The following is a 21,979-nucleotide window of genomic DNA, read 5'->3' as shown; positions in this document are numbered from 1 at the left end:
ATTTATTTTATTTGAATGGAAATTGTATTGTTTTTTACATTGTTTTCTTTTATTGTTAATGTTATTTCTCCAGACTCTTTAAATGAATACGGTGATAGTTGATAAATATCTTTTATATCATGTTTTTCTTGTAATTTATTTACCGGTATTGATACGATATTTGGCTTCCATGTTTCTTGTTTTCCTGAAGGATATTCTATAAGTATTACCGGATTTTTTAACTGTATTGTTTTCCAAGAGACGAAATATAGTTGTACTTCTGTATCTTTTTTTAATAATTCTTCGGAGAAATAACCGAATTCGCCTACATTACCGAAAACAGTATAGTTTTGATTTTTTAATTTAATATCTAAATAACTAGGTTTATATGTTACCGCATGATAAGTTCCATATGAAAGTGAGAGTATGGCAGCGATTAAAATACCGATTGAAAATGTCCTAAAGCTATTACCTTTAAAGCTAGTCATCATGAATGAGTTTGGGGTGAATTTTTTTGCGAATAAAAAAATAAGTAATATGAGTAAGAGGGATAAGCCGATGAATATATACATAGGAAATCTTCACCTCCACAATAAAATAATATATTAACTATATTTTACCATAAATGTATGGGGTAGGTTGGTTGTTTAGAAGGAGAAAATGAAGAAACAATTTCTTTACAGTTCTTGATAATTTAAAATTCGATTTATGGAAATTATAGCGTCATGTTTGAGGTGCAATCAGAAGGTATCTAATTCGTGTATATAGAATTAAGAGAGAATGTGCCATTAGAAATGTTTGATTTATGGAACAATAAGGACTTTACTAATTATACATATTTTTTCTGATATAATGAATGAGTAGAGAGAAAGGAGTGATCCTATGGCATTTCCTATACTAGAAACAGAACGCTTACGTTTAGTTGAAATAGAACAATCTTATTGTCAAAAAATATATGAAATCTTTTCATTGGATGAAGTGACGTGTTACTACGGTATGAATTCTTTTACGGAGTTTGGACAAGCTTCACGTATGATCGAATCTTTTTCAAAAAATTACTTTGAGAAAAAGGCAATACGATGGGGAATTGTGTTAAAAGAAACGAACGTTTTAATAGGAACAATTGGACTAAACAATTTACAATTATGGAGTAAACGATCTGAGATTGGATATGATCTGCATCCTCGCTATTGGGGAAATGGTTATGCTTCAGAAGCAGCTGGAGAAATTATTAATTATGGATTTAAAGATTTAGGTTTGTTTAGAATTGGAGCTATTACATATCCTGAAAATGTTACTTCTTGTAGAATGTTATCTAAAATTGGCTTCCAAAAGGAAGGGCTATTGCGCGGATATATTCATCAAGGAAATAAGCAACACGATGCATTATTGTATTCTATAGTGCGAACTGATGTTGAGGACATAAATTTATAATAAAAAAAACCTCTTAATTAAAAGAGGTTTTTTTTATTATAAATTAACCTAATTTAGGTAATAAACGTTCTCCGCTTTTCATGCTACTTTTACATAAAGGGCATTTAGGCTCTTCTTCAAATGAAAAGTTCTTTCTCATCCATCCTAAACAATCCTCTGATTCACATTCCCAAACAGGGGTTTGTTCTGGTGGTACTTCTGCTACATCGTTCTTTCGATTGCGATACATGTAACCACTCCTTTTATGTAAAAAATTTTAGTTATATATTAAAAAGGTTGTTAACCTTGCTGGTAACAACCTTTTTATTGTTTGAATTATAGCTTTACAACGTTTTTAGCTTGAGGTCCGCGGTTACCTTCTTCAACTTCAAAGCTAACTTCTTGACCTTCGTCAAGAGACTTGAAGCCGTCGCCAGTGATAGCTGAGAAGTGAACGAATACATCGTTACCGTCTGCAACTTCGATGAAACCGAAACCTTTTTCGCTGTTAAACCATTTTACTTTACCTGTTAATGTCATGGTAATGCCTCCTAAAAGTAGAAAAATTACAATATGATCGGCCTTATTTGAATGAAAATAAAATTTCACATATTATCAAAAACCCATAAGGAGTACAAACTGTCCCCGATTGATACTTGATAATATGCAAAGAAAATATAGTGTTAAATTGACCTTAATTACTATCTTACAACAAATGGTGGGAAATAGCAAGTGCTGGTAATACCACTGAGTAATCTGGGTGATAATAGTAAAGGCACAAAGGCACCTCTTTTATTTATATATTATTCCTAATTGGGATTTATGCAAAATCATGTAAGAAAAACTTAGAGTAAATATTAATAATATATTTTTCGTGGTAAAATATGGTTGGTTACTGTTGGTAGTTAAATATTATAAAAGGAGAAAAGAAAGTGAAAAATAATTCATTTATAATAATTGAAGCAGCAAAAGCAGGGAGAAAAAAGGTCCATCCAGTCTTTGCTGTAATATTAGCCATTATATTTTTGACTTTAGGCGAACTTTTTATGTTATTTATGTTATTTTTACCGAAAGCTGAAACGATATTCATGAAAGGTATTTATGACAATGTTAGAATGGTGTTAACGTTTGGCGGAGCTATATTTATTTTATTTATATGGGTTCGTTTTGTAGAAAAAAGACCTTTTTCATCCATTGGCTTTTGGAAAGAGAAATGGATGAGAAAGTATTTAAAAGGTGCGTTAATAGGGTTTTTATTTATTTCAACGCCAGTTATTCTACTATTATTAATGGGGAGTGTGAAATTGCAAGTACAACATATTACCTCAACAGTGATAGTAGGAATAGTAGGATCTCTAGTTGCATTTTTAATACAAGGGGCAACGGAAGAAATTATTGTACGAGGTTGGTTATTCCCGGTTCTTTCTGTTAGAAGTCGTATATGGGTTGGAATAATTGTAACTTCATTTTTATTTGGATTTCTTCATCTACTTAATCCAGGAATTACAATATTATCTATATCGAATATAATATTAGTGGGTGTTTTCGCAGCTTTATATGTATTGAAAGAAGACGGTCTGTGGGGAATATGTGCATGGCACTCAATTTGGAACTGGGCTCAATATAATGTATATGGTTTTGCAGTTAGTGGCACAACTGTATATTCTACTCCAATTTTTAAGTCTATAACAAATGGACCAGAAACATTGCATGGAGGCACGTTCGGAATTGAAGGTAGTATCATTACAACAATCATGCTCACTGTCGCTTCAATTGTTTTATGGAGAAAGTTATGGGGAAGAAAAGCGAAACAACGAAATTTTAGTTAATGAAAGAGGGAGAAACTATGGGGATAATAGCATTTGAGGGAGCAAGCGCTGTTGGTAAAAGTACCACGTGCCGTGAATTAGAAAAGAATTATGGTGCTTATATAATACCTGAAGTGAATTCTTTATTTGAAAGGCCAAAAAATGAACATAGAACATGGTATTTTGAAAAACAAGTTGAGCGCTGGAATATAGCTGTTCAGAAGTCAAAGCAATATGAATTAGTAATACTCGATGGCGATATTTATCAGCCACTTAGTTATAATTGGTGTTTTCATTTTGATATATTTAATCAGCCATTATCTTTAATAGAAAATTTTTATAAAGAAAAGATGATAAATAGGGAAATTGGCTTTCCGGATCAATATTTTTATTTATATACGAACGATGAAGAACTTAGAAAGCGGAAAGTATCTGATGAGACGAAAAGAAGAAGAAACTTTGAAAAACATTTACATATATCAAAATCGTTTCAGCGTTATTATGAAAATTTAAATACTGTTACAGATGGGTATTGTAAATTAATTGAGGCAAAAAGTGTAAGAAATAATGAATTAGAAATAGTGAGAAACTCACAAAATTTGAACGTGTGTGAAGAAAGACGTTTTGATGTTTCGAAGTTAGATGCTATTACGAAGTGGTTAAAAGAAAATCGTGCATAAAGTAAAAACAACGAGTGTTGTAGAACGCGCTCGTTGTTTTTTGTTTCTTTATAAATATAAAGGAAAAATTTGTAGAATATTTTCATTATTTAACAGAATAATCTTTCAATTTTAAAGAAAAAGAAATACAATATGAGGAAGTATATATAAATAATATGATAGGGGATGGGATGCGATATTTTGAATGAAGTAACAGTTTTTATATAAGAAATAATTAGGTAGTCAGAACGGAGATATTTGGGAGGAAACAAGCGAGATGAAAACATTTTTGAAAATAATAGGTGTTATAGCTGGTATGGCGGTAATTGGAGTAGGTTTAACATATGGTATGCTGCATTATTTAAATAATAGTAAACCAGCTGCGAAAAAGGCATCACCAGCTGCTCCAGCAGTAGAAGTATTAGCTGATAGTAACGTAAAAGCAGAAGATGCAAAGCTTTTAGAAAATGGAAATTATTCATTGCCGAATAGTGGTTTTAATAAAAATTTTAAATGGACAGATGAGAACATACAGACAGCATTACATGAAATGGCACATCAAAAAGCGAAAGCTGATCAAAAGTGGGGCTATATTTTTATTACACAAGAGCGGATTGAAAGCTTAATTGATATTGTAAAGAGTAATGATCTTGTACAGGGAAGTACATATGTAGAAATTTTAGAACGATGGAAACAAGGAAAATATGAAAAGGTTGATGGGGATCACAATAAGATTTGGAAATTACAAAGTGGGAATTTAGGAGAAGGAAAAGGAGTAATGTCGCAAGCTGAGCAAAAAGAATTAATTAATCAAGTGTTTATGAACAAAGGTACATATTCAGGTAGTAAATTAATTGCAGGTGGGGGACAGACTAATAAATAGTATACTAATTAATGAAAGAGAGTAATTGCTTATTAGGCAATTACTCTCTTTCTATGTACGTCTTAATATTTTAGTCTCGTTCAAGTAAGGAAAGGAACGATTGTAATACCGGGGAAATCCATCTGGATTTATGATAGATTACATAACTTTGAATAACTGTTGGAGTTTCGATAGGTTGAAAACATAGTTGTCCTTTTTGGCAACTTTCTTGTACAACGATATAAGGAAGAATTGAAATGCCTAACTCACACATAACGGATTGTTTAATGACTTCAACATTGGAAGTTTCAAATGTTTTAGCTGGAATATTTCCACTTTGACATAAAAAACGATCTACCATTGGCCTATAGCCGCAGCTTTGTTCTGTAAAAATGAACTGGGTGTCCTGTAATAACTGGAATGGATTTGTATGTGCAGCGGAATGATCTGGTAAAATCCATCCAAATATTTCATTACTCAAAGTACGCGTAATAAAATCATTATGTTCTATACTTTCTCCAATTATGAAGATAACGTCTGTTTCTCCTTCACGTAATTTTTGTAATGCTTGTTCATTTGTGTTTGTTTCAAGTACGATATTTACTTTCGGATTTTTCTGTTTGTAAGTACGTAATAATTGTGGTAATCGGTATACCGCTAATGATTCATTAGATGTAATACTTAATGTACCTTCTAAATAATCTGTATTTTGGGGGATTTCTTGCGCTTTTTCATATATTGAAAGTAATTCTAATGCATAAGGATGAAATTGATGACCTGCTTTTGTAAGTAGCACTTTTTTCCCTAACCGATCGAAAAGAGGAATATGTAAATCGTTCTCTAAAGCTTTCATATGTGCTGTAACAGTAGATTGCGCATAACCTAGCGCATGCGCAGCCTTAGAAAAATTACCATACTTCACAATGGCGCAAAATGTTTTAACATGTCTCATTTCCATAAGCAATCCCTCTTTTATTATCATGATTTGTGAATGATTATATCATGTATTTTAATTTTCCAAATGATTAAATTCTGTATAAAATGAAATTGTAGAAATATTCATTTAGGTGATATTGGAGGAGAAAAGATGAAAAAAAAGGGCTATCATGTAGCTGTTGTTGGGGCTACAGGTGCGGTAGGGCAAAAAATTATTGAACTGTTAGAGAATGAAATGAAGTTTAATATAGTTGAAGTTACATTGCTTTCGTCAAAACGATCCGCTGGTAAGAAAGTAAGATTCAAAGGACGAGAGATAATTATAAAAGAGGCAAAAACAACTAGCTTTGAAGGTGTAGATATTGCCTTTTTTAGCGCTGGGGGAGAAGTATCTAGACAATTTGTAACTCATGCAGTTTCTAGTGGTGCGATTGTAATTGATAACACAAGTGAGTACCGAATGGCACAAGGTGTACCGCTCGTTGTTCCGGAAGTGAATGCGCATACTTTAAAGCAGCATAAAGGTATCATTGCAGTTCCAAATTGTTCAGCATTACAGATGGTAACAGCACTTCAGCCGATTCGAAAATCATTCGGTTTAGAAAGAATTATCGTTTCAACATATCAAGCCGTATCGGGTTCTGGCATTCATGCGATTCATGAATTACAAGAGCAGGCTAAGTCTATGCTTGCTGGTGAAGAAGTGAAAAGTAATATATTACCGGCGAAAAAAGATAAAAAACATTACCCAATAGCGTTTAATGTACTGCCTCAAGTAGATATATTTACAGACAATGATTTTACTTTTGAAGAAGTAAAAATGATTCAAGAAACGAAGAAAATATTAGAAGATGAAAACCTGAAAATGGCAGCTACTTGTGTACGTGTTCCAGTTGTATCAGGGCATTCAGAATCAGTTTATATAGAACTGGAAAAAGAAGCAACCGTTACGGAAATTAAGGAAGTATTAATGGATGCACCAGGTGTTATTTTGCAGGATAACCCTAGTAAACAGCTGTATCCAATGCCATTATATGCAGAAGGGAAAATAGATACATTTGTCGGAAGAATACGTAAAGATCCTGATATGCCAAACGGATTCCACCTCTGGATTGTTTCTGATAACCTATTAAAAGGTGCGGCTTGGAATTCAGTTCAAATCGCAGAGACTTTAGTAGAAAAGGGAATACTTTAATCTAGTTTGAAAAACCGGGGAATCGATAATCATTTTCCGGTTTTTATCCCGCTATTTGCTGGGCAGTAAGACCCCCACTGATTAAAGCTTCACTTTATTTAATAATTGTTTTCTTTATTTCGCCCAACTTTAATTTAAATTAGTCGTTATTGAATTTTTATAAATATCTACTTTATGTGCAGTGAAGCGTAAGGTTTTGGATTCTGCATGAATTGTTAGGTTAATAATAATCGATAACGGCATTTCGACCGTTTTCACAATATCTTCTATAGCAATATACTCATTTTCTGCTTCGTTATAATAAACAACAGAACGAATTACTGCCTCGTTATTTTCAATGTCAATTTCACACATCATAGGGAATTTTTCACCATTATGTAAGAATAGTTCGCCTAGTACGATTGAACCGTTTAGCTCCTCTGTAAAATTAGTAGTTGCTGCTGGTTTTACCCATGTTTCGTCATGTTCTTCGTTTTCCTCTTCATCTATTGCCCATTCCCAAATGGGGTTTTGTTTTAGGTCTTCAATAGTTAATTCATCAATTGGTTTGCAATTGCTCATACATAAATTCTCCTTTTGCTTTGATAAATAAGTTTCTTAATCTCAAAAATTAGATGATTGCTTACGAGTAAGTTCAATATAGTATTTTGCTCATTTGATATTAAACTATTTTATTTTGAAGTAAAGCTTCTGTAGCAATATTAACAAAAAAATAATTATTTAGTAAATAATTATTAGTGGAGGTTTTAAAGTGGCATGGAGTTAAGGTAAGGTAGTAAAAAACATCAAGAATGAATGGGATTCATTTGGTACGATATGGATATGTTTAATAAGAGGGGGAATTTGATGTATCAAGTAAAGGGGTATTTTTCATCGCTCAAAGGAAGTCATTATGAAATTGGTAAGCAACAAGGTGAATTTGTGAAACAACATTCTTATCTTATTCCGCAATTTATAGAGCAAGAAAACTTAATATCGCATAACCATTGGACAGAATCTAGAAATATATTAAATCAATATTGTTCTGGAATTAATGAAGAAATTGAAGGTTTTTGTGAAGTGTTAAAAATTCCTTCAAAAAATATGATGTATTACTATCAAACACTATTGAAAGCAGGTTGTAGTCATTGTGCAGTATTACCTAAAAAGACAGATTCAACTCACACTTATGTATTAAGAAATTATGATTTATCACCAGTAATAGATGATATGCGTTTTTGCTCGACGCATGTTGAAGGTGCGTATGCACATAGTGGCTTTTCTACTCAATATTTTGGTCGAACAGAAGGGGGTAACGAACATGGATTATCTGTTACATTTTCAGCATGTGGTCAACCAGTAGGAAACATTGCAGGTTTAAGAAAGCCAATGGTAAATGGTTTACAGTGTTTTGCGGTAATTCGATTGTTGTTGGAGAAATGTAAAAATGTGCAGGAAGCTAAATCACTAATAGAAGAAATACCAATTGCTAGTAATATTAATTTAATAGTAGCTGATCCTTTAAACGCAGCACATATTGAAATATTTGACGGTCATAAATCCACAACAACGATTGATGGTGACAACCAAGCTTTTATTGTATCAACAAACCATGCAGTTAGTTCATCAATTCAGAAATTAAATAATAGGAAATTAGAACAATCTACAAAGAGATATCATGTTTTACATGAGCATTTAAATGGATATGAACAAGTGAGCATAGAGTCTTTAAAAAAGTTAGTAGAAGAAGAATATCCTGATGGACTGACTGTACATAACTATGAAGAATGGTTTGGAACTTTACATTCTGTATTATTCGATTTACATGATCGTACAATGAAGATTTGTTTCGGATCACCACTTTTAAACGACTGGTACTCATTGAAAGTCGGAGGAAGTATGCCGTTTTCTGAGGTGAACGTGAACTTTAAAAATAAAACTTATACTGACTTTTGGAGGGAAGATAAGAATGAATTGATGCCTAAAAGATAAATGAGATAAGATGATAATGAAGAGAGTGCATTTACACTGGAGGGATTACCAATGCTAAAAGTTATGTTACCATTTGTTCTTATCTTTTTTCTTGTTATTGCGATGTATATTGCTTATCAAAAGAGAAAAAAATCTGGGATAAAAGGATTGAAAAGTGCGTTAACTTCTATTTGCTTCTTTTCACTCGCAATTTTAAATATGTTTGCATATTGGTTTCACTTTGGCGGTGCTTTTACTTGGTTATTTTCAATTGCATTATTGCTAGTTGGTGCATATTTTACTAAATATATTCCAATATCTAAAAAGGTACATTAAAATCTATAAGAGTTTAATATAATGTTTACTTTGTTTTGAAAAGAGATTATTCTACTAGATCGTTGTGAAACGGTTTCATAGGATAATCTCTTTTGTTTAGTTTTGGAAAGAACGTACTGTACTTTTTAGTTGCTCAATAAATTCTCGAGTTGCAGCACACATATATTTATCTTTTCTATAAATTAGCCCTATTTCAATTGTTGGAGTAGGGTTTTCTATTTTAATAGCTTGAATGTTTTTATTTTGTAAAAAGTCTATATATGGTTTGGGTAACACTGTAATTCCCATTCCTTTGGAAACCATTTGGATTAAAGATTCCATCGTGCTAATTTCTAAAATTGGTCTTGGTTTAAAGTTGAATTTTTGACAATGAGATGTAATTAGTTCGGTTAAAAAGAAATTTTTAGGTAAAAGAATTAAAGGGTAGTTTTGTAATTCAGCAATAGATACATGATTACGTTCAGCTAATCGATGACCAGTTGGCACGACTAATGTAAGATCGCTTTTGTATAGAGGGATAGAGATAATCTCTTTATCTTGCACCGGGAGAAATGTAATTCCAATATCTAGTTCGTTTCGTAATAATTTTTCACGAATATCTCCTGTGCGAAGCCCTAATACAGAAAGCTCTATATTGGGATATAAATTATTGAAATTTAAAATAGTTAGTGGTAGTAAATAATTTAGGACGGTTAACAAAGCCCCTATTGTTAAGGAACCTTGCTGTAATCCGTTTAGGTCTTGAATAGCTGAACGAGCTTGTTCGACTTCATGAAAAATGGTTTTACTATGTGATAATAAAATCTTCCCTGCTTCAGTTAAAGATATTTTTTTACCAATTCGATCGAAAAGTGGCATTCCTACTTCATGCTCTAATGCACGTATTTGTTGACTTAGAGAAGGCTGTGAAATATTTAATTTCTCAGCTGCTTTTGTGAAATGTAATTCTTTTGAAACAGCTAAAAAGTATTCAAGTTGTCGTAATTCGATTGGAATCACCTCAAGTATAATAATAGGTTATACCTATCATTATTATATAAATAATTGAATTGAACAATGATTTTAAAGGTTTTATAATCATCTTTATATAGCAGAGAGGGTTGTAAAAATTAATTGAGAGAAAATACATGTAACACCTTTAAAGGAGGAAATAGAATGGCTAATGAATATCAATTATTATCTTTAAATATAGGATTACCAAAAGAGGTTACATACGGTGGAAAGGTAGTTCATACAGGCATAAATAAGAAACAAGTAAAGGAACCGGTATATTTATCCTTTGTAAAATTTAATGGGGATGGACAAGCTGACTTAGTTCATCATGGAGGAGTAGATAAAGCAGTTTGTGTTTATACTGGTGATCACTATCCATACTGGGAAAAAGAATTGAATCAAGATCTTGTATATGGGGCTTTCGGAGAAAATATAACAGTTAGTGGTATGAGCGAAGAGGATGTTTGTATTGGTGATACATTTGAGCTAGGACAGGCAATCGTACAGGTAACACAACCAAGGCAACCTTGTTTTAAATTAGCAAAAAAATATAATATTCCAAAGTTACCACTATATTTTCAAGAAACAGGATATACAGGATTTTATTTTCGTGTATTAAAAGAAGGATGGGTATCATCAGTCGACACCTTAAAAAGACTACAGTCTGATCCAAAAGGTGTTTCAGTAGCATTCGCTAACCGTATTATGCATAAGGAAAAACAAAATATTGAAGGGGTAAAAAGGATATTAGAAGTAAATGCACTTTCAAATAGTTGGAGAAAGTCTTTTGAAAAGCGTATAAGTGGAGAAGAAATTAATACGAAGGAAAGACTTGAAGGGATAAAAGAATAAAAATATTTTATTATAAATAGTGTATTTCTATTAGTAAAAGCTAATTAGAAAGCGCTATTTTTATAAAATAAACTAATTAATATCCGAAAATCTTAATATTTTTTTATTCGACTTATTTTCAAATAGTCGAAACATAAAATTAATTAGACTTTTTTTTTATGTTTTATGATAGTATATTGATTGGTAAGACCTCTATTTTTAAGAGTAGGTCATATAAGTATATCTAATTTAATGGAATTTAACATTTGGAGGTACAACATGGGGAATGTTGAAAAATTGGCAAGTCTTCTAATAGAAGAACCGAAAAGAGAGCAGTTATTTCCTTTATTTGAAGAAGTGTTTGGAATTACAACTCAAACATTGAATGATTTTTCGGATAAAGGATATTGGGATGATACATATAAAGCTTTATCATTTTTACAAGAAGATAAAGTGATTGCAAATGTTGCGGCATTTTCACTCCCATTATTAATTAATGGTGAAAAAATAAATGCGGCGGGTATTCAATCAGTAATGACACACCCTAATTTCCGTAGACAAGGGCTAATGACACAATTAATGAGTAAAATGATAGAAGAAATTGATAAGAAATGTGAATGTGCATTATTGTTTACGGAAAAACCTGAACTATATACAGCATTTGGATTTAAAGTTGTGCAGGAATATTTGATGACTATACCATATGATAAAAATATTAATAATAACCATTCACTACTTAAAAAGTTAGATTTCTATAATATAGAGAATAGACAGTTAATACATGAAACGATTGATAGTAGCCAAAGACTTTCAAATAGTTTTTCAACTTTAAACTTCCATCCTTCATTTTATTTGAATATGTATGATTCGGAATGGAATGAGAAATTGTATTATTCAGAGAAACTAGATGCTTTAATCGTTTATGAAGTAGACAATGAAAAGTTGAAATTATTTGGAGTATTTGCGCCAGTACTTCCGGTTTTAGATGAATTATGTGGAGAAATCAATGAAAGGTTTACGGAAATCGAATTTTATTTTTCACCGGATCAATTAGGGGTTGAGGATGTACAGTTTACAGAATTACAGTCTAGCAAGTATTTAATGGTTCGAAGTGATAAAGAGTTAGATTTTAAAGGTTATAAATTCCCAGTATTAGCGGAGTTTTAAATGTCTATATAAATGCTTTATTATGGAGGAGCTATGAATATATCGTATATACCAGAACGTATTGAGCAACTCACTATAATGAATGTACCTGAATACTATAAAATTAATGATAATCATGCGTTTATTGTCCGTTCGAAAGCAGAAACCGATTTTTGGCTTAAAACACATTATGGTTTTGAAGTAATGAATGGTCATGTATTTTATAATGAGATGATGACAGACTTTCAAGCTGAAGTTCAGTTACGTATGAATCCAAATTCAAAATTCGATCAAGCAGGTCTTTTTGTTATGATTTCGGAGAACTGTTGGCTAAAAACATCTTTAGAATATATCCCTGAAGGGCCATCTCACTTAGGTGCTGTCGTAACGAATAATGGATATTCTGATTGGTCAACGCAAGATTATCCAACAGAAGCAGCTAAGCAACAACTTCGTTTTCGAATTATTCGAAAACGCGGTGATTATACAATATATGTGAAAAAGAGCCATCAATGGGAACAAATAAGAATCGCTCATTTAATGGAGGATATAGGGAGTGAGCCTATTAAAATAGGTTTTTACACGTGTAGTCCTTCTAAAAATAATGGATTTGAGACTGAGTTTTTAAATTTTACAATTGAAGAATTATAGATGAAAAACCGTATTCTTTTCATTAAGAATGCGGTTTTTGTATTTACATAATATAAAGCATATGTATTGACCAGAAAGTCATTAATACTTATCATTTAATAATGTTAAATATTAATTTGCATAATATAATAAAAGTAATGAAGAAATTACAAAAAATATCGCTTAAATAAGGAGGGATATGAATTATTCAGTGGTAATTTCATGGGAAAAGGAGATTATGTATGAAATCATTTCGTAAGTTATTACAGTATTTAAAACCATACATGTTCTTCGCTATTATTGGACCGCTATTTATGGTACTTGAGGTTGCGATGGACTTAATTCAACCGACTATTATGCAACATATCATTGATGTTGGGATTGCAAATCGGGATTTAAATTATGTAATAAAAATGGGGCTTCTTATGATAGGAGCAGCAGCACTCGGTTTAGTTGGAGGGCTTGGGTGTATGATGTATTCTACAAAAGCAGCTGTTAATTTCGCTACTGACATACGAAAAGATGTGTTTGCGAAAATAGAAACATTTTCTAGTAATAATCGTGATTCATTTGGAACAGGTAAATTATTAACGATCGTGACGAATGATATCACTTCCATTCAATCAGCAATGACAATGACATTACGTGTTCTCGTTCGTGGTCCGCTGTTATTTATGGGAAGTATAATTATTGTTTTTGTAACAGCAAGAGAGTTATTTCCAATATTACTTGTAGTTGTTCCGATTTTATTACTTGCGATTATTTTAATTGCAAGTAAAGCAAGTGGTACATTTAAAAAGGTGCAAGAGGCATTGGACAAAGTGAATACAAAGTTACAAGAAAATTTATCTGGTGTACGTGTTATAAAAGCGTATGTAAGACAAAAATATGAAATCGCTCAATTCGGAAGTGTAAATACAAATTTAACGAAGATAAATATTCGAGCTGTGCAACTTATTTCTTTAATGATGCCAATCATTATGCTAGTTGTAAGTGGCGGGATTGTCGCAACATTATGGATTGGTGGAGAAAAAGTATTCAATGGAACGCTTCAAGTAGGAGCGATTTTGGCATTTATTAATTACTTGAATATCATTTTAATGTCACTTATGTCGATTAGCATGGTATTTATTCAAATTGCGCGAGCTTTTCCATCTGCGGATCGTGTACAGCAAGTGTTAAATACCGAGGTTGATATTATAAGCGCAGCTAATGCAATCGAACCTGAGAAAATCGAGGGGAATATCGAATTTAAAAATGTTAGTTATAGCTATACGAAAAATAATGAATACGTTTTAAAAGATATTTCGTTTAGCATACAAAAAGGTGAAAAAGTAGGGATTATTGGATCAACTGGAAGTGGTAAATCTACCTTAGCGAAACTGTTACCACGTCTATATGATGTGGATCAAGGTGAAATATGTATAGATGGAATAGATGTTAAAACATATGATTTGCAAAAACTCCGTGCTTCAATAGGGTTTGTACCTCAGAAGGCTTTGTTGTTCTCAGGTAGTATAGAAGAGAATTTACGTTATGGTAAAGAAAATGCAACACATGATGAGCTGGAAGTAGCAGCTGCATCAGCTTGTGCGACTGAGTTTATTAATAAGCTGGAAGAATCTTATCAATATAATTTAACACAAGGTGCGACAAATCTATCAGGTGGACAAAAACAACGTGTATCAATTGCAAGGGCACTTGTGAGAAAACCACCGATTCTCATATTAGATGATTCTACATCAGCAGTTGATGCAAAATCAGAGGCTACTATTCAAACAGCTTTAAAAACAAAATATAAAGGCACAACGACATTATTAATCGCGTCCAAAATTTCTTCCATAATGGATGCGGATAAAATACTTGTATTAGATAATGGTGAATTAGTTGGCAATGGTACACATGAACAATTGTTAGAACGAAGTGAGGTTTATCAGGAAATTTATCTTTCCCAAGGTGGTAATTTGCATAAAGAAGGTGGGGAAGAACATGCGTAATTTTCAAGGGCAATTTGCTAATAAAGGTGGACGAAACACACCGAAGATGGGAAAAGCTAAAAATGCCCAAGGAACTGTAATGCGGATATGGAACTATATGGGCTATCAAAAAGCTGCTCTAATGTTTGTTATATTTCTAGTCGTTGTTACTACTTTACTTGGATTATTAGGTCCCTATTTTATGGGAGTCATTATAGATCAATATATTGTACCGAAAGATTTAAGTGGTACAGCAAGAATGTGTATGTTACTTATCGCGATTTACGGTGTAACTGTACTTTTAACATGGTTACAAACATTTGTCATGATTAACGTTGCATTAAAAACAATTCAAAAAATACGACAAGATATTTTTGAGAAAATCCAAACGCTTTCTTTACGGTTCTTTGATGTGCGTTCTCAAGGTGATTTAATGAGCCGTGTGACAAATGATATAGATAATTTGAACCAAGCTTTGACACAAAGTGTTGTACAAATTATTTCATCAGCGCTAACTTTTATAGGTGTAACGATTGCGATGTTCGCCTTAAATTGGATTTTAGCAATTGTAACTTTAATTACAGTACCTATTATGTTTTACGTTACAAAAAAACTAGTTGCATATAGTGGTAAAAACTTTGCGAAGCGTCAAAAAGATTTAGGTGAATTAAATGGATTTATTGAGGAAGCAATTACAGGTGCGGATGTTACGACGTTGTATGGAAAAGAAAAAGAAACTGTACAAAATTTCAATAAAATTAATGAACAGCTAAGAGTTTCAGCTACGAAGGCTGATACATTTTCAGCTTTTATTTTTCCAAGTATGAACTTTATTAATAACTTAGGTATGGGGCTTGTCATTGGGACTGGATCAGTTATGGTCTTAAACGGAATGACAACAGTAGGTGTTATTGCGGCTTTTATTAATTATTCTCGTCAATTCTCAAGACCGTTAAGTCAATTTGCGACTTTAATGAATACAATTCAAGCGGCAGTTGCTGGTGGAGAACGTGTTTTTGAGATTATGGATGAGGTACCAGAAATTCAAAATAAAAAAGACGCATTTGTTGTACAAAATTTACAAGGGCATGTTGCACTTGAGAATGTTTCATTTGGCTATGCAGAGAATAAAACGATTTTAAAAGAAGTGAGTCTTAAAGCGCAGCCAGGAGAGACAATTGCTTTAGTTGGCCCGACTGGATCAGGGAAAACAACAATCATTAATTTGTTAACTCGCTTTTACGATATACAGCAAGGACAAATTCATATTGATGGAAAAGATATAAAAGATTATGATATTAATTCTTTACGAAGTAAAATAGGAGTAGTTTTACAGGATACGTATTTATTCGCTGGTTCGATTATGGATAATATCCGTTATGGACGCTTAGATGCTACTGATGAAGAAGTTATCACTGCAGCTAAGGCAGCATCTGCACATTCTTTTATTAAGCATTTGCCAAATCAATATGAAACAGAAATTGCTTCAGAAGGATCGAATTTAAGTCAAGGACAGAAACAACTTCTTGCGATTGCACGAGCAATTTTAGCAGATGCAGATATATTAATTCTCGATGAAGCGACATCTAATATTGACACAAGAACAGAATTACAAATACAAGCAGGGCTAAATAATTTAATGAGAGGTCGCACAAGTTTTGTGATCGCTCACCGACTTAAAACAATTGAAAAAGCAGATCAAATCCTTGTTATAAAGGATGGAAGAATTTTAGAAAGAGGGAATCATGAGTCTCTTATGGAAGATAGAGGGTTTTATTTTGATCTGTATACGAGTCAGTTTAAAATTTAATAAAAAAAATGAGGTTTCTCTAGAAAAGAGAAGCCTCATTTTTTTATTTGTAAACTTTATGAATTACTTTTCTAACCAAATTAATTATCCGACCTGAAAAATACTTATACTTGCAGATACATTTGTTAAAGAGCCACCATCACTATTTGAGAGAGTGATAGTACCTGCTGAAGAGGTGTTATTTATTAAAGTCAATGTTGAAGGAACAACTGTTACGGTAAAAGCAGCAGTACCTTGATTTATTGTATGTGGTGACCCCGTACCAAAACGTCCACCTGAAATTGGTGTACCATTTAGTTGGAGGGAGAATTGGTTTTCGCGAGAAGCTTGTAATTGAAACTCTGCTACATATGTTCCTAGTGTATTAATTATAATATTTCCAGTACCTGTGATGTGGCTAAGGGCAGTTCCTGTTATAGGTCCATTTGTGTTAAAAGTAACACTACTTCCTACTGCAATTGATTGGTTAGTAGTATCAAAAACATATAGATAGTTTGTTAATCCTACACTAGCCGCCCCGGTAGGCCCAGTGGAGCCAGTAGAACCAGTAGGCCCGGTGGAACCAGTGAAGCCAGTAGGCCCGATGGAACCGGTAGCTCCAGTAGTCCCAGTGGAACCAGTAGGTCCAGTAGGTCCAGTGGAACCGGTAGCCCCGGTAGCTCCAGTAGCCCCGGTAGTCCCAGTGGAGCCAGTAAGTCCAGTGGAACCGGTAGCTCCAGTAGCCCCGGTAGATCCAGTGGAACCAGTAGCCCCGGTAGTCCCAGTGGAGCCAGTAGAGCCAGTAGCCCCAGTAGAGCCAGTAAGTCCAGTGGAACCGGTAGCCCCGGTAGCCCCAGTAGGAGAATGTGGGAGAATAATACGGTTAATATCTAAAAGTGAAAAGTTAATGAACATATCTTTGTTTTGATAATCTATCGAAATCACCTCACTAGCATGTTTAAAGAAATAGTAAAGTAATAATTTTTATAGGTATTTCATTTCTATATTATTAATGCAACTTATTTTGGAAACAGTAAATAGCTATTATGACTATAGGGTATTAATTTTTAACCTAAATTTTAATAAAACCTTTATTAAAGATAAAGAGCGCTTTTAAAGGCGCTCTGAGACAAGTTTCATGTTGAAAAAGGGAATGGAGGATATTATGTGCATACTGTTTTAGAATGTTGTAAATTTTTAATTAAAAATAAAAGGATCTTATAAAAATTTAAAATTTGTATTATTAGATAGTCACCATACAATAAAATATGCTTGTTTGATATAAATGTGTGTCAAATTTACCAAAATATATTTTGGCATGCATAAGAAAATTAAAATACTTTATTAGTAAATAATAGCGGCTTCAGTGACAGATGGTAGAAAGAGTTTATGTGGTATTGTAATAATTTCAAGCGCAATTTGCGCTGAATATAGGAGTATTTGAGTTAAATCTAAAGCGAGTGTTAAAAGTATTATGAAGCTTGTAAGAATTACAAAACTACCCCAAAAGAAACTTTTTGAAGTGTTGCGGAAATCTTTTATTAAGGAAAAGAAAGAAAAAGATGCGGTAACAATAAGAATGAAAATTTTATACTTATCAGACATTATAACCCTCCCAAAGAACAGTAATTTATATTATACTGTATTTTTCAATATTATTATAAAAAGATTTTAAAGTGAATAATAAGAAAAAAATAAAGCCATAACTTAAGACATTAGTTTAGGTTCTATTGTTTGAATACTTTGTTTTAGAAGGTATATAATCTGAAATTGAAAATTTTCCAAATGAATTGCCATTTTTTATTTCTAATCCAACATCAGGTACTCAATGAAATGGTATGAAAGATTATAGGCTGGTGATACGACATTAAATAAGAGGAATTTGCGCGCAGCAAGAGTCCTAGCTCAGATTTCTACTAGAGAAAAATATTTAGTTGGAGTTGATATGTTAATAAAAAACGGATAGATGTGGAAACTAAATATTCATGACATTAAGGATAAAGGTCAGGAAATATAATTTGGTATTCTGGGAATAACCGGAGGTCCGTAGTTAAAGTTGCATAGAATTTGTATTTTGTTTCTAATTTTTCAATTGTTGTTAAGTGATGAGAACCTAGTCCACGCTGTACACTATGTTGAGAAAGAGTCGGCCCAATTTGTAATTTTCGTTTTTTCATTGCATCGTTCCATGGACTATAAAAAAATTTAAAAATAAAAGCAGGTTCCATGTAAATGCTATAAGGATAATGCGAACCATGTCTCCCGACTCTATAGTTCCCGTGCGAATTATTGTGAATTAATCTACCGTTAAGATATAGTTGGTTTGGATTAGGTTGAATTATTATGCCGTGATAACGTTGTTTAACAAGCGGAGAGCTATATCTTGGATTAGTGTAGCCATGAGTCGGTTCGTCAATCATCATAATCATTCTTATTGAAAACATATTGCCACCCATAGTGCTAAGTGATTTGAAAAATTGTTCTTTATTATAACAGCACAGGAATTCTGTCGTATTCAATACCATTTTCCATCCTGTAATTTCTCTTTCAATTTCCATAACTTCTTGATCAACTAAATAAGCATCAAATTCGAGTGATTTTGAGTTTCGTATTTCCCAATTAGGAGCGAATGTTTTACAGATTTCAACTGAACGATCAGTGGATCCACGATTAATAAGAATGCCATGATCAAATAGCTTTGTATGGTGCATTAACCACCATGGAAGTAAATATTCTTCATTGTAAAAATGAGAAATTAAAGTAGTCTTAATCAAAATCACCTCCGTATTTAACCTGCTTCTTATTTAATATGATATGGAAGGAAACCTATTGTTAGAAGGTTTCCTCTTAAAAGTTTTAAACCACATAGGGTATGTGGATGGATTAGTATATAAAGTAGTCTAATTGATAAAGAGTGGTATTAAAAAGTACAAAATCTAAAATGAGCATCGAATTAGTGTATAACGATTGAAACGGCACTGAAAACTAATAAAACAGCCATAATGATGTTGAATAATTGGTTATGTTTTACTAATATTTTTTGGAATATTGAACCAAATAAACTCCAACTAAATGTACTTAGTAAACCGACTATACCTAGAAATAATGAGAAAAGCAGAAAACTTGAATATGAATTGTAGTAGGGGAGTATGAAAGTCGATACTACAGTCAGTCCGAATAATATCCCTTTAGGATTAACGAATTGAAGAGAAATCCCCACAGTGAATAAGTTTTTATTATCTTTTTCAACGGGATTCGTACTGCTTTTACTGGTAAGTATTTTAATAGCTAAATATAACATATACGCTACACCTAAAATTTTTAAAGGGAATTCGATTATGGGTAAGATATTAAGTAGTACAACATTAAAGAAACTACATAAAGAAGTGAGGATGAAAAAACCAAAAGCTACTCCGAAGCAAAAGTTTATGCTTCTCTTTAATCCATGTTGATTTGCGTATGTCATAGCTAAGAAATTGTTAGGACCAGGTGTGAAGCTACTTATAAATACAAATAACAAAAAAGAAAATATAGGCATTTGAACCCCCCTAATTATTTTTGTATGTTATAATGACCGAAAAGAACAATATAACGTGTGCTTTTTATTATACATAACGGTCGTTATATTGTATATAGTGTGGGAGTGTTTTTTATGGAAGAAATTCAACTTATACTAGCGAAAAATTTAAAAACTATAAGAGAAAAAGAAAAATTAAGTTTGGAAAAAGTTTCCCAATTAACAGGTGTGAGTAAAACGATGATTGGACAAATTGAAAGAGGAGAATCAAGCCCGACACTAACAACAATATGGAAAATTGCAAATGGCTTGAAAGTTTCTTTTACCTCTTTAATCAACAATCCTCAGCCTGATACGAAAGTGATCTTAAGAAAAGATATTCAAGCATTGTCTGAAGACAATGGAAAATATAAAGTGTATCCTTCTTTTCCTTTTCAAGATGATAGACATTTTGAAATGTATACAGTAGAAATAGAAACAGAAGGGAAATTAAGTTCAGAAGGGCATAAAGAAGGCGCAGAAGAATTTATTACGGTATTTGAAGGTGAATTGACAGTAGAAGTGAATAACTGTCAATATACATTAAATAGTGGAGATTCAATTCGTTTTAAGGCCGATAGATCACACTCTTATTATAATTTAGGGGAATCTTTGACTCGATTAAGCATGACAATTTATTATCCAACTGCATAAGTTTACATTTATAGTAACAAAAGATAAAACCATCTTTAAGAGATGGTTTTTATTTTTTATTACTCACAAAAAAAGACACTCATCTGAGTGTCAACATAGTATTGCTCTCGCGTATAGGATTGGAGTACGTTTCTCAAATACGTATTGAGATGGTTCGTAAAAAAGAAACTGTCTTCATATTTAATGTAACATCGGTGGAAGTCAGTGTAAATTGATAATATATATACGGAAAATTTAGTATAGATAGTTTCTACTATGAATATAGTGCAATTTGTTCTTTAATGCGCCACCACTTTTATGAAATAATTGGGAGGTTCTTATCATGACAGACTTAGTATTTAATAATGTTTATTAGAAAAAGAATGAATCATTTTTAAATCGATTCGTATAATTGTTAGAGAGGCACCTGTTGAACCACCTCCAACCAAATTAACGATGTATAATACGCCGAATAATTGAAGTGAAATTGTAGTATCGGCAATTAAATTATTGTTATAATTTGAAGTTGATATAGCGGGAGAAAAAATAGAACCAGGAAGTGGAGTAGAAGCGTTTAATAGTAGTTTTGTTCCAGCGAGTAGAGCAGTTGTCGTATTAACTTGATAGGTTAAATGATATCTTCTGGTTACAGGAATTGTAAATATATCGTTTGAGGCGTTAACTGTAAAATTACCGAGGCTTTGGTTATTAGAAAGAGGAATATTAGTTCCGCCTAATATCACAGTGATGGGATCACCTAATGTATTATTAGCGAACATAGAGTTTGTTGTAACTATTGACCCAGTATTTCTGGTAGGTTCAGTAAGTCTGTATGGAAGAATAATTTCAAGAGTCGTTGATACTAGTTTTTCTATTCTTTTTTCATTTTTATCTTGAGTATAAATTACCTCATTTTTAAATTAGAATGCAATAAGTTTCGTGTTTTTGGAATGGGACTATCATTTTATTATATTAATAGGAGTTATAGCAACGGTAAAATGTTTAATAACTGTATGAATCATTTGGAAAGAAAAAAGAATAGTTATGAAAGCATTTCTTAATAATAGACTCATACTTATGTAAGTTAATTAAAAATATGTGGAATGAGGAATTAAATTGAAGCGGAATGATAAATTATCAATAAATAAAGGTAAGATAGAACCTGAGAATATTGGACCTACATTTTCAGCTCTTCCACCAATATATATTCCAACAGGAGCAACAGGAGCAACAGGAGCAACAGGAGCAACAGGAGCAACAGGAGCAACAGGAGCAACAGGAGCAACA

The 21,979-nt window shown here is 32.4% G+C and carries 25 protein-coding genes; 14 read left to right on the top strand and 11 right to left on the bottom strand.

The annotated features are described in order from the left end of the window. Positions 1-2: 2 nt before the first annotated feature. On the bottom strand, positions 3-551 hold the full coding sequence (locus HFD78_RS27270) for a hypothetical protein (protein ID WP_000275247.1): 549 nt from the start codon (positions 549-551) through the stop codon (positions 3-5). A 310-nt stretch (positions 552-861) separates the two neighbouring features. Here HFD78_RS27270 and HFD78_RS27265 point away from each other — a divergent pair, with 310 nt between their 5' ends. After that, positions 862-1,413, top strand: coding sequence for a GNAT family N-acetyltransferase (locus tag HFD78_RS27265; RefSeq protein WP_000885392.1), 552 nt, complete (start codon positions 862-864; stop codon positions 1,411-1,413). A gap of 43 nt (positions 1,414-1,456) precedes the next feature. Here the strand turns inward: HFD78_RS27265 and HFD78_RS27260 are convergent, their stop codons facing one another. Continuing rightward, on the bottom strand, positions 1,457-1,642 hold the full coding sequence (locus HFD78_RS27260; RefSeq protein WP_000286203.1) for a cold-shock protein: 186 nt from the start codon (positions 1,640-1,642) through the stop codon (positions 1,457-1,459). An 86-nt stretch (positions 1,643-1,728) separates the two neighbouring features. Continuing rightward, complete coding sequence (cspD, locus tag HFD78_RS27255; protein ID WP_000176366.1) at positions 1,729-1,932, bottom strand: cold-shock protein CspD; 204 nt, start codon at positions 1,930-1,932, stop codon at positions 1,729-1,731. Positions 1,933-2,324: 392 nt separating this feature from the next. Here cspD and HFD78_RS27250 point away from each other — a divergent pair, with 392 nt between their 5' ends. The 3 genes from HFD78_RS27250 to HFD78_RS27240 all read left to right on the top strand — a co-directional run bounded on the left by HFD78_RS27250 (position 2,325) and on the right by HFD78_RS27240 (position 4,742). Then, on the top strand, positions 2,325-3,221 hold the full coding sequence (locus tag HFD78_RS27250) for a CPBP family intramembrane glutamic endopeptidase (protein ID WP_000794817.1): 897 nt from the start codon (positions 2,325-2,327) through the stop codon (positions 3,219-3,221). Then, positions 3,221-3,880, top strand: a complete 660-nt coding sequence (locus HFD78_RS27245) for a nucleoside/nucleotide kinase family protein (RefSeq protein ID WP_002005064.1) — start codon at positions 3,221-3,223, stop codon at positions 3,878-3,880. The genes HFD78_RS27250 and HFD78_RS27245 overlap by 1 nt, the downstream gene beginning before the upstream one ends. Positions 3,881-4,136: 256 nt before the next feature. Next, positions 4,137-4,742 carry a PRK06770 family protein gene (locus HFD78_RS27240; RefSeq protein WP_000846984.1) on the top strand — a complete coding sequence of 202 codons (606 nt, stop codon included), beginning with the start codon at positions 4,137-4,139 and terminating at the stop codon, positions 4,740-4,742. A gap of 70 nt (positions 4,743-4,812) precedes the next feature. On the opposite strand, the gene HFD78_RS27235 is transcribed toward HFD78_RS27240, so the two are convergent. Continuing rightward, complete coding sequence (locus HFD78_RS27235) at positions 4,813-5,679, bottom strand: LysR family transcriptional regulator (protein ID WP_000425894.1); 867 nt, start codon at positions 5,677-5,679, stop codon at positions 4,813-4,815. Positions 5,680-5,808: 129 nt separating this feature from the next. Here HFD78_RS27235 and HFD78_RS27230 point away from each other — a divergent pair, with 129 nt between their 5' ends. After that, positions 5,809-6,852 (top strand): aspartate-semialdehyde dehydrogenase, encoded by a 1,044-nt coding sequence (locus HFD78_RS27230; RefSeq protein WP_000726549.1) that lies wholly within the window; start codon positions 5,809-5,811, stop codon positions 6,850-6,852. A gap of 129 nt (positions 6,853-6,981) precedes the next feature. Here HFD78_RS27230 and HFD78_RS27225 read toward each other — a convergent pair whose 3' ends face one another. After that, positions 6,982-7,413: a hypothetical protein gene (locus HFD78_RS27225; protein WP_000063764.1), complete on the bottom strand. Its 432-nt coding sequence runs from the start codon at positions 7,411-7,413 to the stop codon at positions 6,982-6,984. A gap of 285 nt (positions 7,414-7,698) precedes the next feature. Here HFD78_RS27225 and HFD78_RS27220 point away from each other — a divergent pair, with 285 nt between their 5' ends. After that, the gene (locus HFD78_RS27220; RefSeq protein ID WP_000285220.1) at positions 7,699-8,823 is read left to right on the top strand and encodes a C45 family autoproteolytic acyltransferase/hydrolase; all 1,125 of its coding nucleotides are present in this window, start codon (positions 7,699-7,701) and stop codon (positions 8,821-8,823) included. Between the two features lie 51 nt (positions 8,824-8,874). Then, on the top strand, positions 8,875-9,138 hold the full coding sequence (locus HFD78_RS27215) for a hypothetical protein (RefSeq protein WP_000921857.1): 264 nt from the start codon (positions 8,875-8,877) through the stop codon (positions 9,136-9,138). 96 nt (positions 9,139-9,234) lie between these two features. On the opposite strand, the gene HFD78_RS27210 is transcribed toward HFD78_RS27215, so the two are convergent. Then, positions 9,235-10,137, bottom strand: coding sequence for a LysR family transcriptional regulator (locus HFD78_RS27210; protein ID WP_000612234.1), 903 nt, complete (start codon positions 10,135-10,137; stop codon positions 9,235-9,237). A 156-nt stretch (positions 10,138-10,293) separates the two neighbouring features. Between HFD78_RS27210 and HFD78_RS27205 the strand changes: the two genes are divergently transcribed. The 5 genes from HFD78_RS27205 (at position 10,294) to HFD78_RS27185 (ending at position 16,524) form a co-directional block, all read left to right on the top strand. Next, positions 10,294-10,983, top strand: a complete 690-nt coding sequence (locus HFD78_RS27205; protein ID WP_001263003.1) for an MOSC domain-containing protein — start codon at positions 10,294-10,296, stop codon at positions 10,981-10,983. A gap of 258 nt (positions 10,984-11,241) precedes the next feature. After that, positions 11,242-12,129, top strand: a complete 888-nt coding sequence (locus HFD78_RS27200) for a GNAT family N-acetyltransferase (protein ID WP_000528676.1) — start codon at positions 11,242-11,244, stop codon at positions 12,127-12,129. Between the two features lie 33 nt (positions 12,130-12,162). After that, positions 12,163-12,759, top strand: coding sequence for a DUF1349 domain-containing protein (locus tag HFD78_RS27195; RefSeq protein ID WP_001027681.1), 597 nt, complete (start codon positions 12,163-12,165; stop codon positions 12,757-12,759). 221 nt (positions 12,760-12,980) lie between these two features. After that, on the top strand, positions 12,981-14,735 hold the full coding sequence (locus tag HFD78_RS27190; protein WP_000834789.1) for an ABC transporter ATP-binding protein: 1,755 nt from the start codon (positions 12,981-12,983) through the stop codon (positions 14,733-14,735). Next, a complete protein-coding gene (locus tag HFD78_RS27185; RefSeq protein ID WP_001243556.1) occupies positions 14,728-16,524 on the top strand; it encodes an ABC transporter ATP-binding protein in 1,797 nt (598 codons plus the stop codon). Before HFD78_RS27190 ends, HFD78_RS27185 begins: the two co-directional genes overlap by 8 nt. Before the next feature lie 84 nt (positions 16,525-16,608). Here the strand turns inward: HFD78_RS27185 and HFD78_RS30185 are convergent, their stop codons facing one another. The 4 genes from HFD78_RS30185 to HFD78_RS27165 form a co-directional block, all read right to left on the bottom strand. Next, positions 16,609-17,418, bottom strand: coding sequence for a collagen-like protein (locus tag HFD78_RS30185; RefSeq protein ID WP_191968133.1), 810 nt, complete (start codon positions 17,416-17,418; stop codon positions 16,609-16,611). 429 nt (positions 17,419-17,847) lie between these two features. Beyond that, a complete protein-coding gene (locus HFD78_RS27175) occupies positions 17,848-18,108 on the bottom strand; it encodes a hypothetical protein (protein ID WP_001281135.1) in 261 nt (86 codons plus the stop codon). Between the two features lie 386 nt (positions 18,109-18,494). Further along, positions 18,495-19,277, bottom strand: coding sequence for a glycosyltransferase family 2 protein (locus HFD78_RS27170; protein WP_000598285.1), 783 nt, complete (start codon positions 19,275-19,277; stop codon positions 18,495-18,497). 179 nt (positions 19,278-19,456) lie between these two features. After that, positions 19,457-20,041, bottom strand: a complete 585-nt coding sequence (locus tag HFD78_RS27165) for a LysE family translocator (RefSeq protein ID WP_001121281.1) — start codon at positions 20,039-20,041, stop codon at positions 19,457-19,459. Positions 20,042-20,098: 57 nt separating this feature from the next. Here HFD78_RS27165 and HFD78_RS27160 point away from each other — a divergent pair, with 57 nt between their 5' ends. Further along, positions 20,099-20,713 carry a helix-turn-helix domain-containing protein gene (locus tag HFD78_RS27160; RefSeq protein WP_116291545.1) on the top strand — a complete coding sequence of 205 codons (615 nt, stop codon included), beginning with the start codon at positions 20,099-20,101 and terminating at the stop codon, positions 20,711-20,713. Positions 20,714-21,051: 338 nt separating this feature from the next. Here HFD78_RS27160 and HFD78_RS27155 read toward each other — a convergent pair whose 3' ends face one another. Beyond that, on the bottom strand, positions 21,052-21,597 hold the full coding sequence (locus tag HFD78_RS27155; protein ID WP_033667963.1) for a BclA C-terminal domain-containing protein: 546 nt from the start codon (positions 21,595-21,597) through the stop codon (positions 21,052-21,054). 211 nt (positions 21,598-21,808) lie between these two features. Here HFD78_RS27155 and HFD78_RS27150 point away from each other — a divergent pair. Then, the coding region (locus tag HFD78_RS27150; protein ID WP_153589333.1) for an exosporium leader peptide-containing protein at positions 21,809-21,979 on the top strand (171 nt) is incomplete at its 3' end.

The organism is Bacillus sp. EKM501B, assembly GCF_011800505.1.
Taxonomy (GTDB): Bacteria; Bacillota; Bacilli; order Bacillales; family Bacillaceae_G; genus Bacillus_A; species Bacillus_A cereus.
This window is presented reverse-complemented; position numbering and strand designations above follow the sequence as displayed.

Excerpts from the sequence above, each read along its gene's own strand:
- HFD78_RS27195 (WP_001027681.1), top strand. The coding sequence starts at position 12,163 with ATGAATATATCGTATATACCAGAACGTATTGAGCAACTCACTATAATG.
- HFD78_RS27265 (WP_000885392.1), top strand. The coding sequence starts at position 862 with ATGGCATTTCCTATACTAGAAACAGAACGCTTACGTTTAGTTGAAATA.
- HFD78_RS27185 (WP_001243556.1), top strand. The coding sequence starts at position 14,728 with ATGCGTAATTTTCAAGGGCAATTTGCTAATAAAGGTGGACGAAACACA.
- cspD (WP_000176366.1), bottom strand. The coding sequence starts at position 1,932 with ATGACATTAACAGGTAAAGTAAAATGGTTTAACAGCGAAAAAGGTTTC.
- HFD78_RS27235 (WP_000425894.1), bottom strand. The coding sequence starts at position 5,679 with ATGGAAATGAGACATGTTAAAACATTTTGCGCCATTGTGAAGTATGGT.
- HFD78_RS27175 (WP_001281135.1), bottom strand. The coding sequence starts at position 18,108 with ATGTCTGATAAGTATAAAATTTTCATTCTTATTGTTACCGCATCTTTT.
- HFD78_RS27240 (WP_000846984.1), top strand. The coding sequence starts at position 4,137 with ATGAAAACATTTTTGAAAATAATAGGTGTTATAGCTGGTATGGCGGTA.
- HFD78_RS27190 (WP_000834789.1), top strand. The coding sequence starts at position 12,981 with ATGAAATCATTTCGTAAGTTATTACAGTATTTAAAACCATACATGTTC.
- HFD78_RS27270 (WP_000275247.1), bottom strand. The coding sequence starts at position 551 with ATGTATATATTCATCGGCTTATCCCTCTTACTCATATTACTTATTTTT.
- HFD78_RS27200 (WP_000528676.1), top strand. The coding sequence starts at position 11,242 with ATGGGGAATGTTGAAAAATTGGCAAGTCTTCTAATAGAAGAACCGAAA.
- HFD78_RS30185 (WP_191968133.1), bottom strand. The coding sequence starts at position 17,418 with ATGTTCATTAACTTTTCACTTTTAGATATTAACCGTATTATTCTCCCA.
- HFD78_RS27220 (WP_000285220.1), top strand. The coding sequence starts at position 7,699 with ATGTATCAAGTAAAGGGGTATTTTTCATCGCTCAAAGGAAGTCATTAT.
- HFD78_RS27245 (WP_002005064.1), top strand. The coding sequence starts at position 3,221 with ATGAAAGAGGGAGAAACTATGGGGATAATAGCATTTGAGGGAGCAAGC.
- HFD78_RS27260 (WP_000286203.1), bottom strand. The coding sequence starts at position 1,642 with ATGTATCGCAATCGAAAGAACGATGTAGCAGAAGTACCACCAGAACAA.
- HFD78_RS27225 (WP_000063764.1), bottom strand. The coding sequence starts at position 7,413 with ATGAGCAATTGCAAACCAATTGATGAATTAACTATTGAAGACCTAAAA.
- HFD78_RS27230 (WP_000726549.1), top strand. The coding sequence starts at position 5,809 with ATGAAAAAAAAGGGCTATCATGTAGCTGTTGTTGGGGCTACAGGTGCG.
- HFD78_RS27215 (WP_000921857.1), top strand. The coding sequence starts at position 8,875 with ATGCTAAAAGTTATGTTACCATTTGTTCTTATCTTTTTTCTTGTTATT.
- HFD78_RS27205 (WP_001263003.1), top strand. The coding sequence starts at position 10,294 with ATGGCTAATGAATATCAATTATTATCTTTAAATATAGGATTACCAAAA.
- HFD78_RS27165 (WP_001121281.1), bottom strand. The coding sequence starts at position 20,041 with ATGCCTATATTTTCTTTTTTGTTATTTGTATTTATAAGTAGCTTCACA.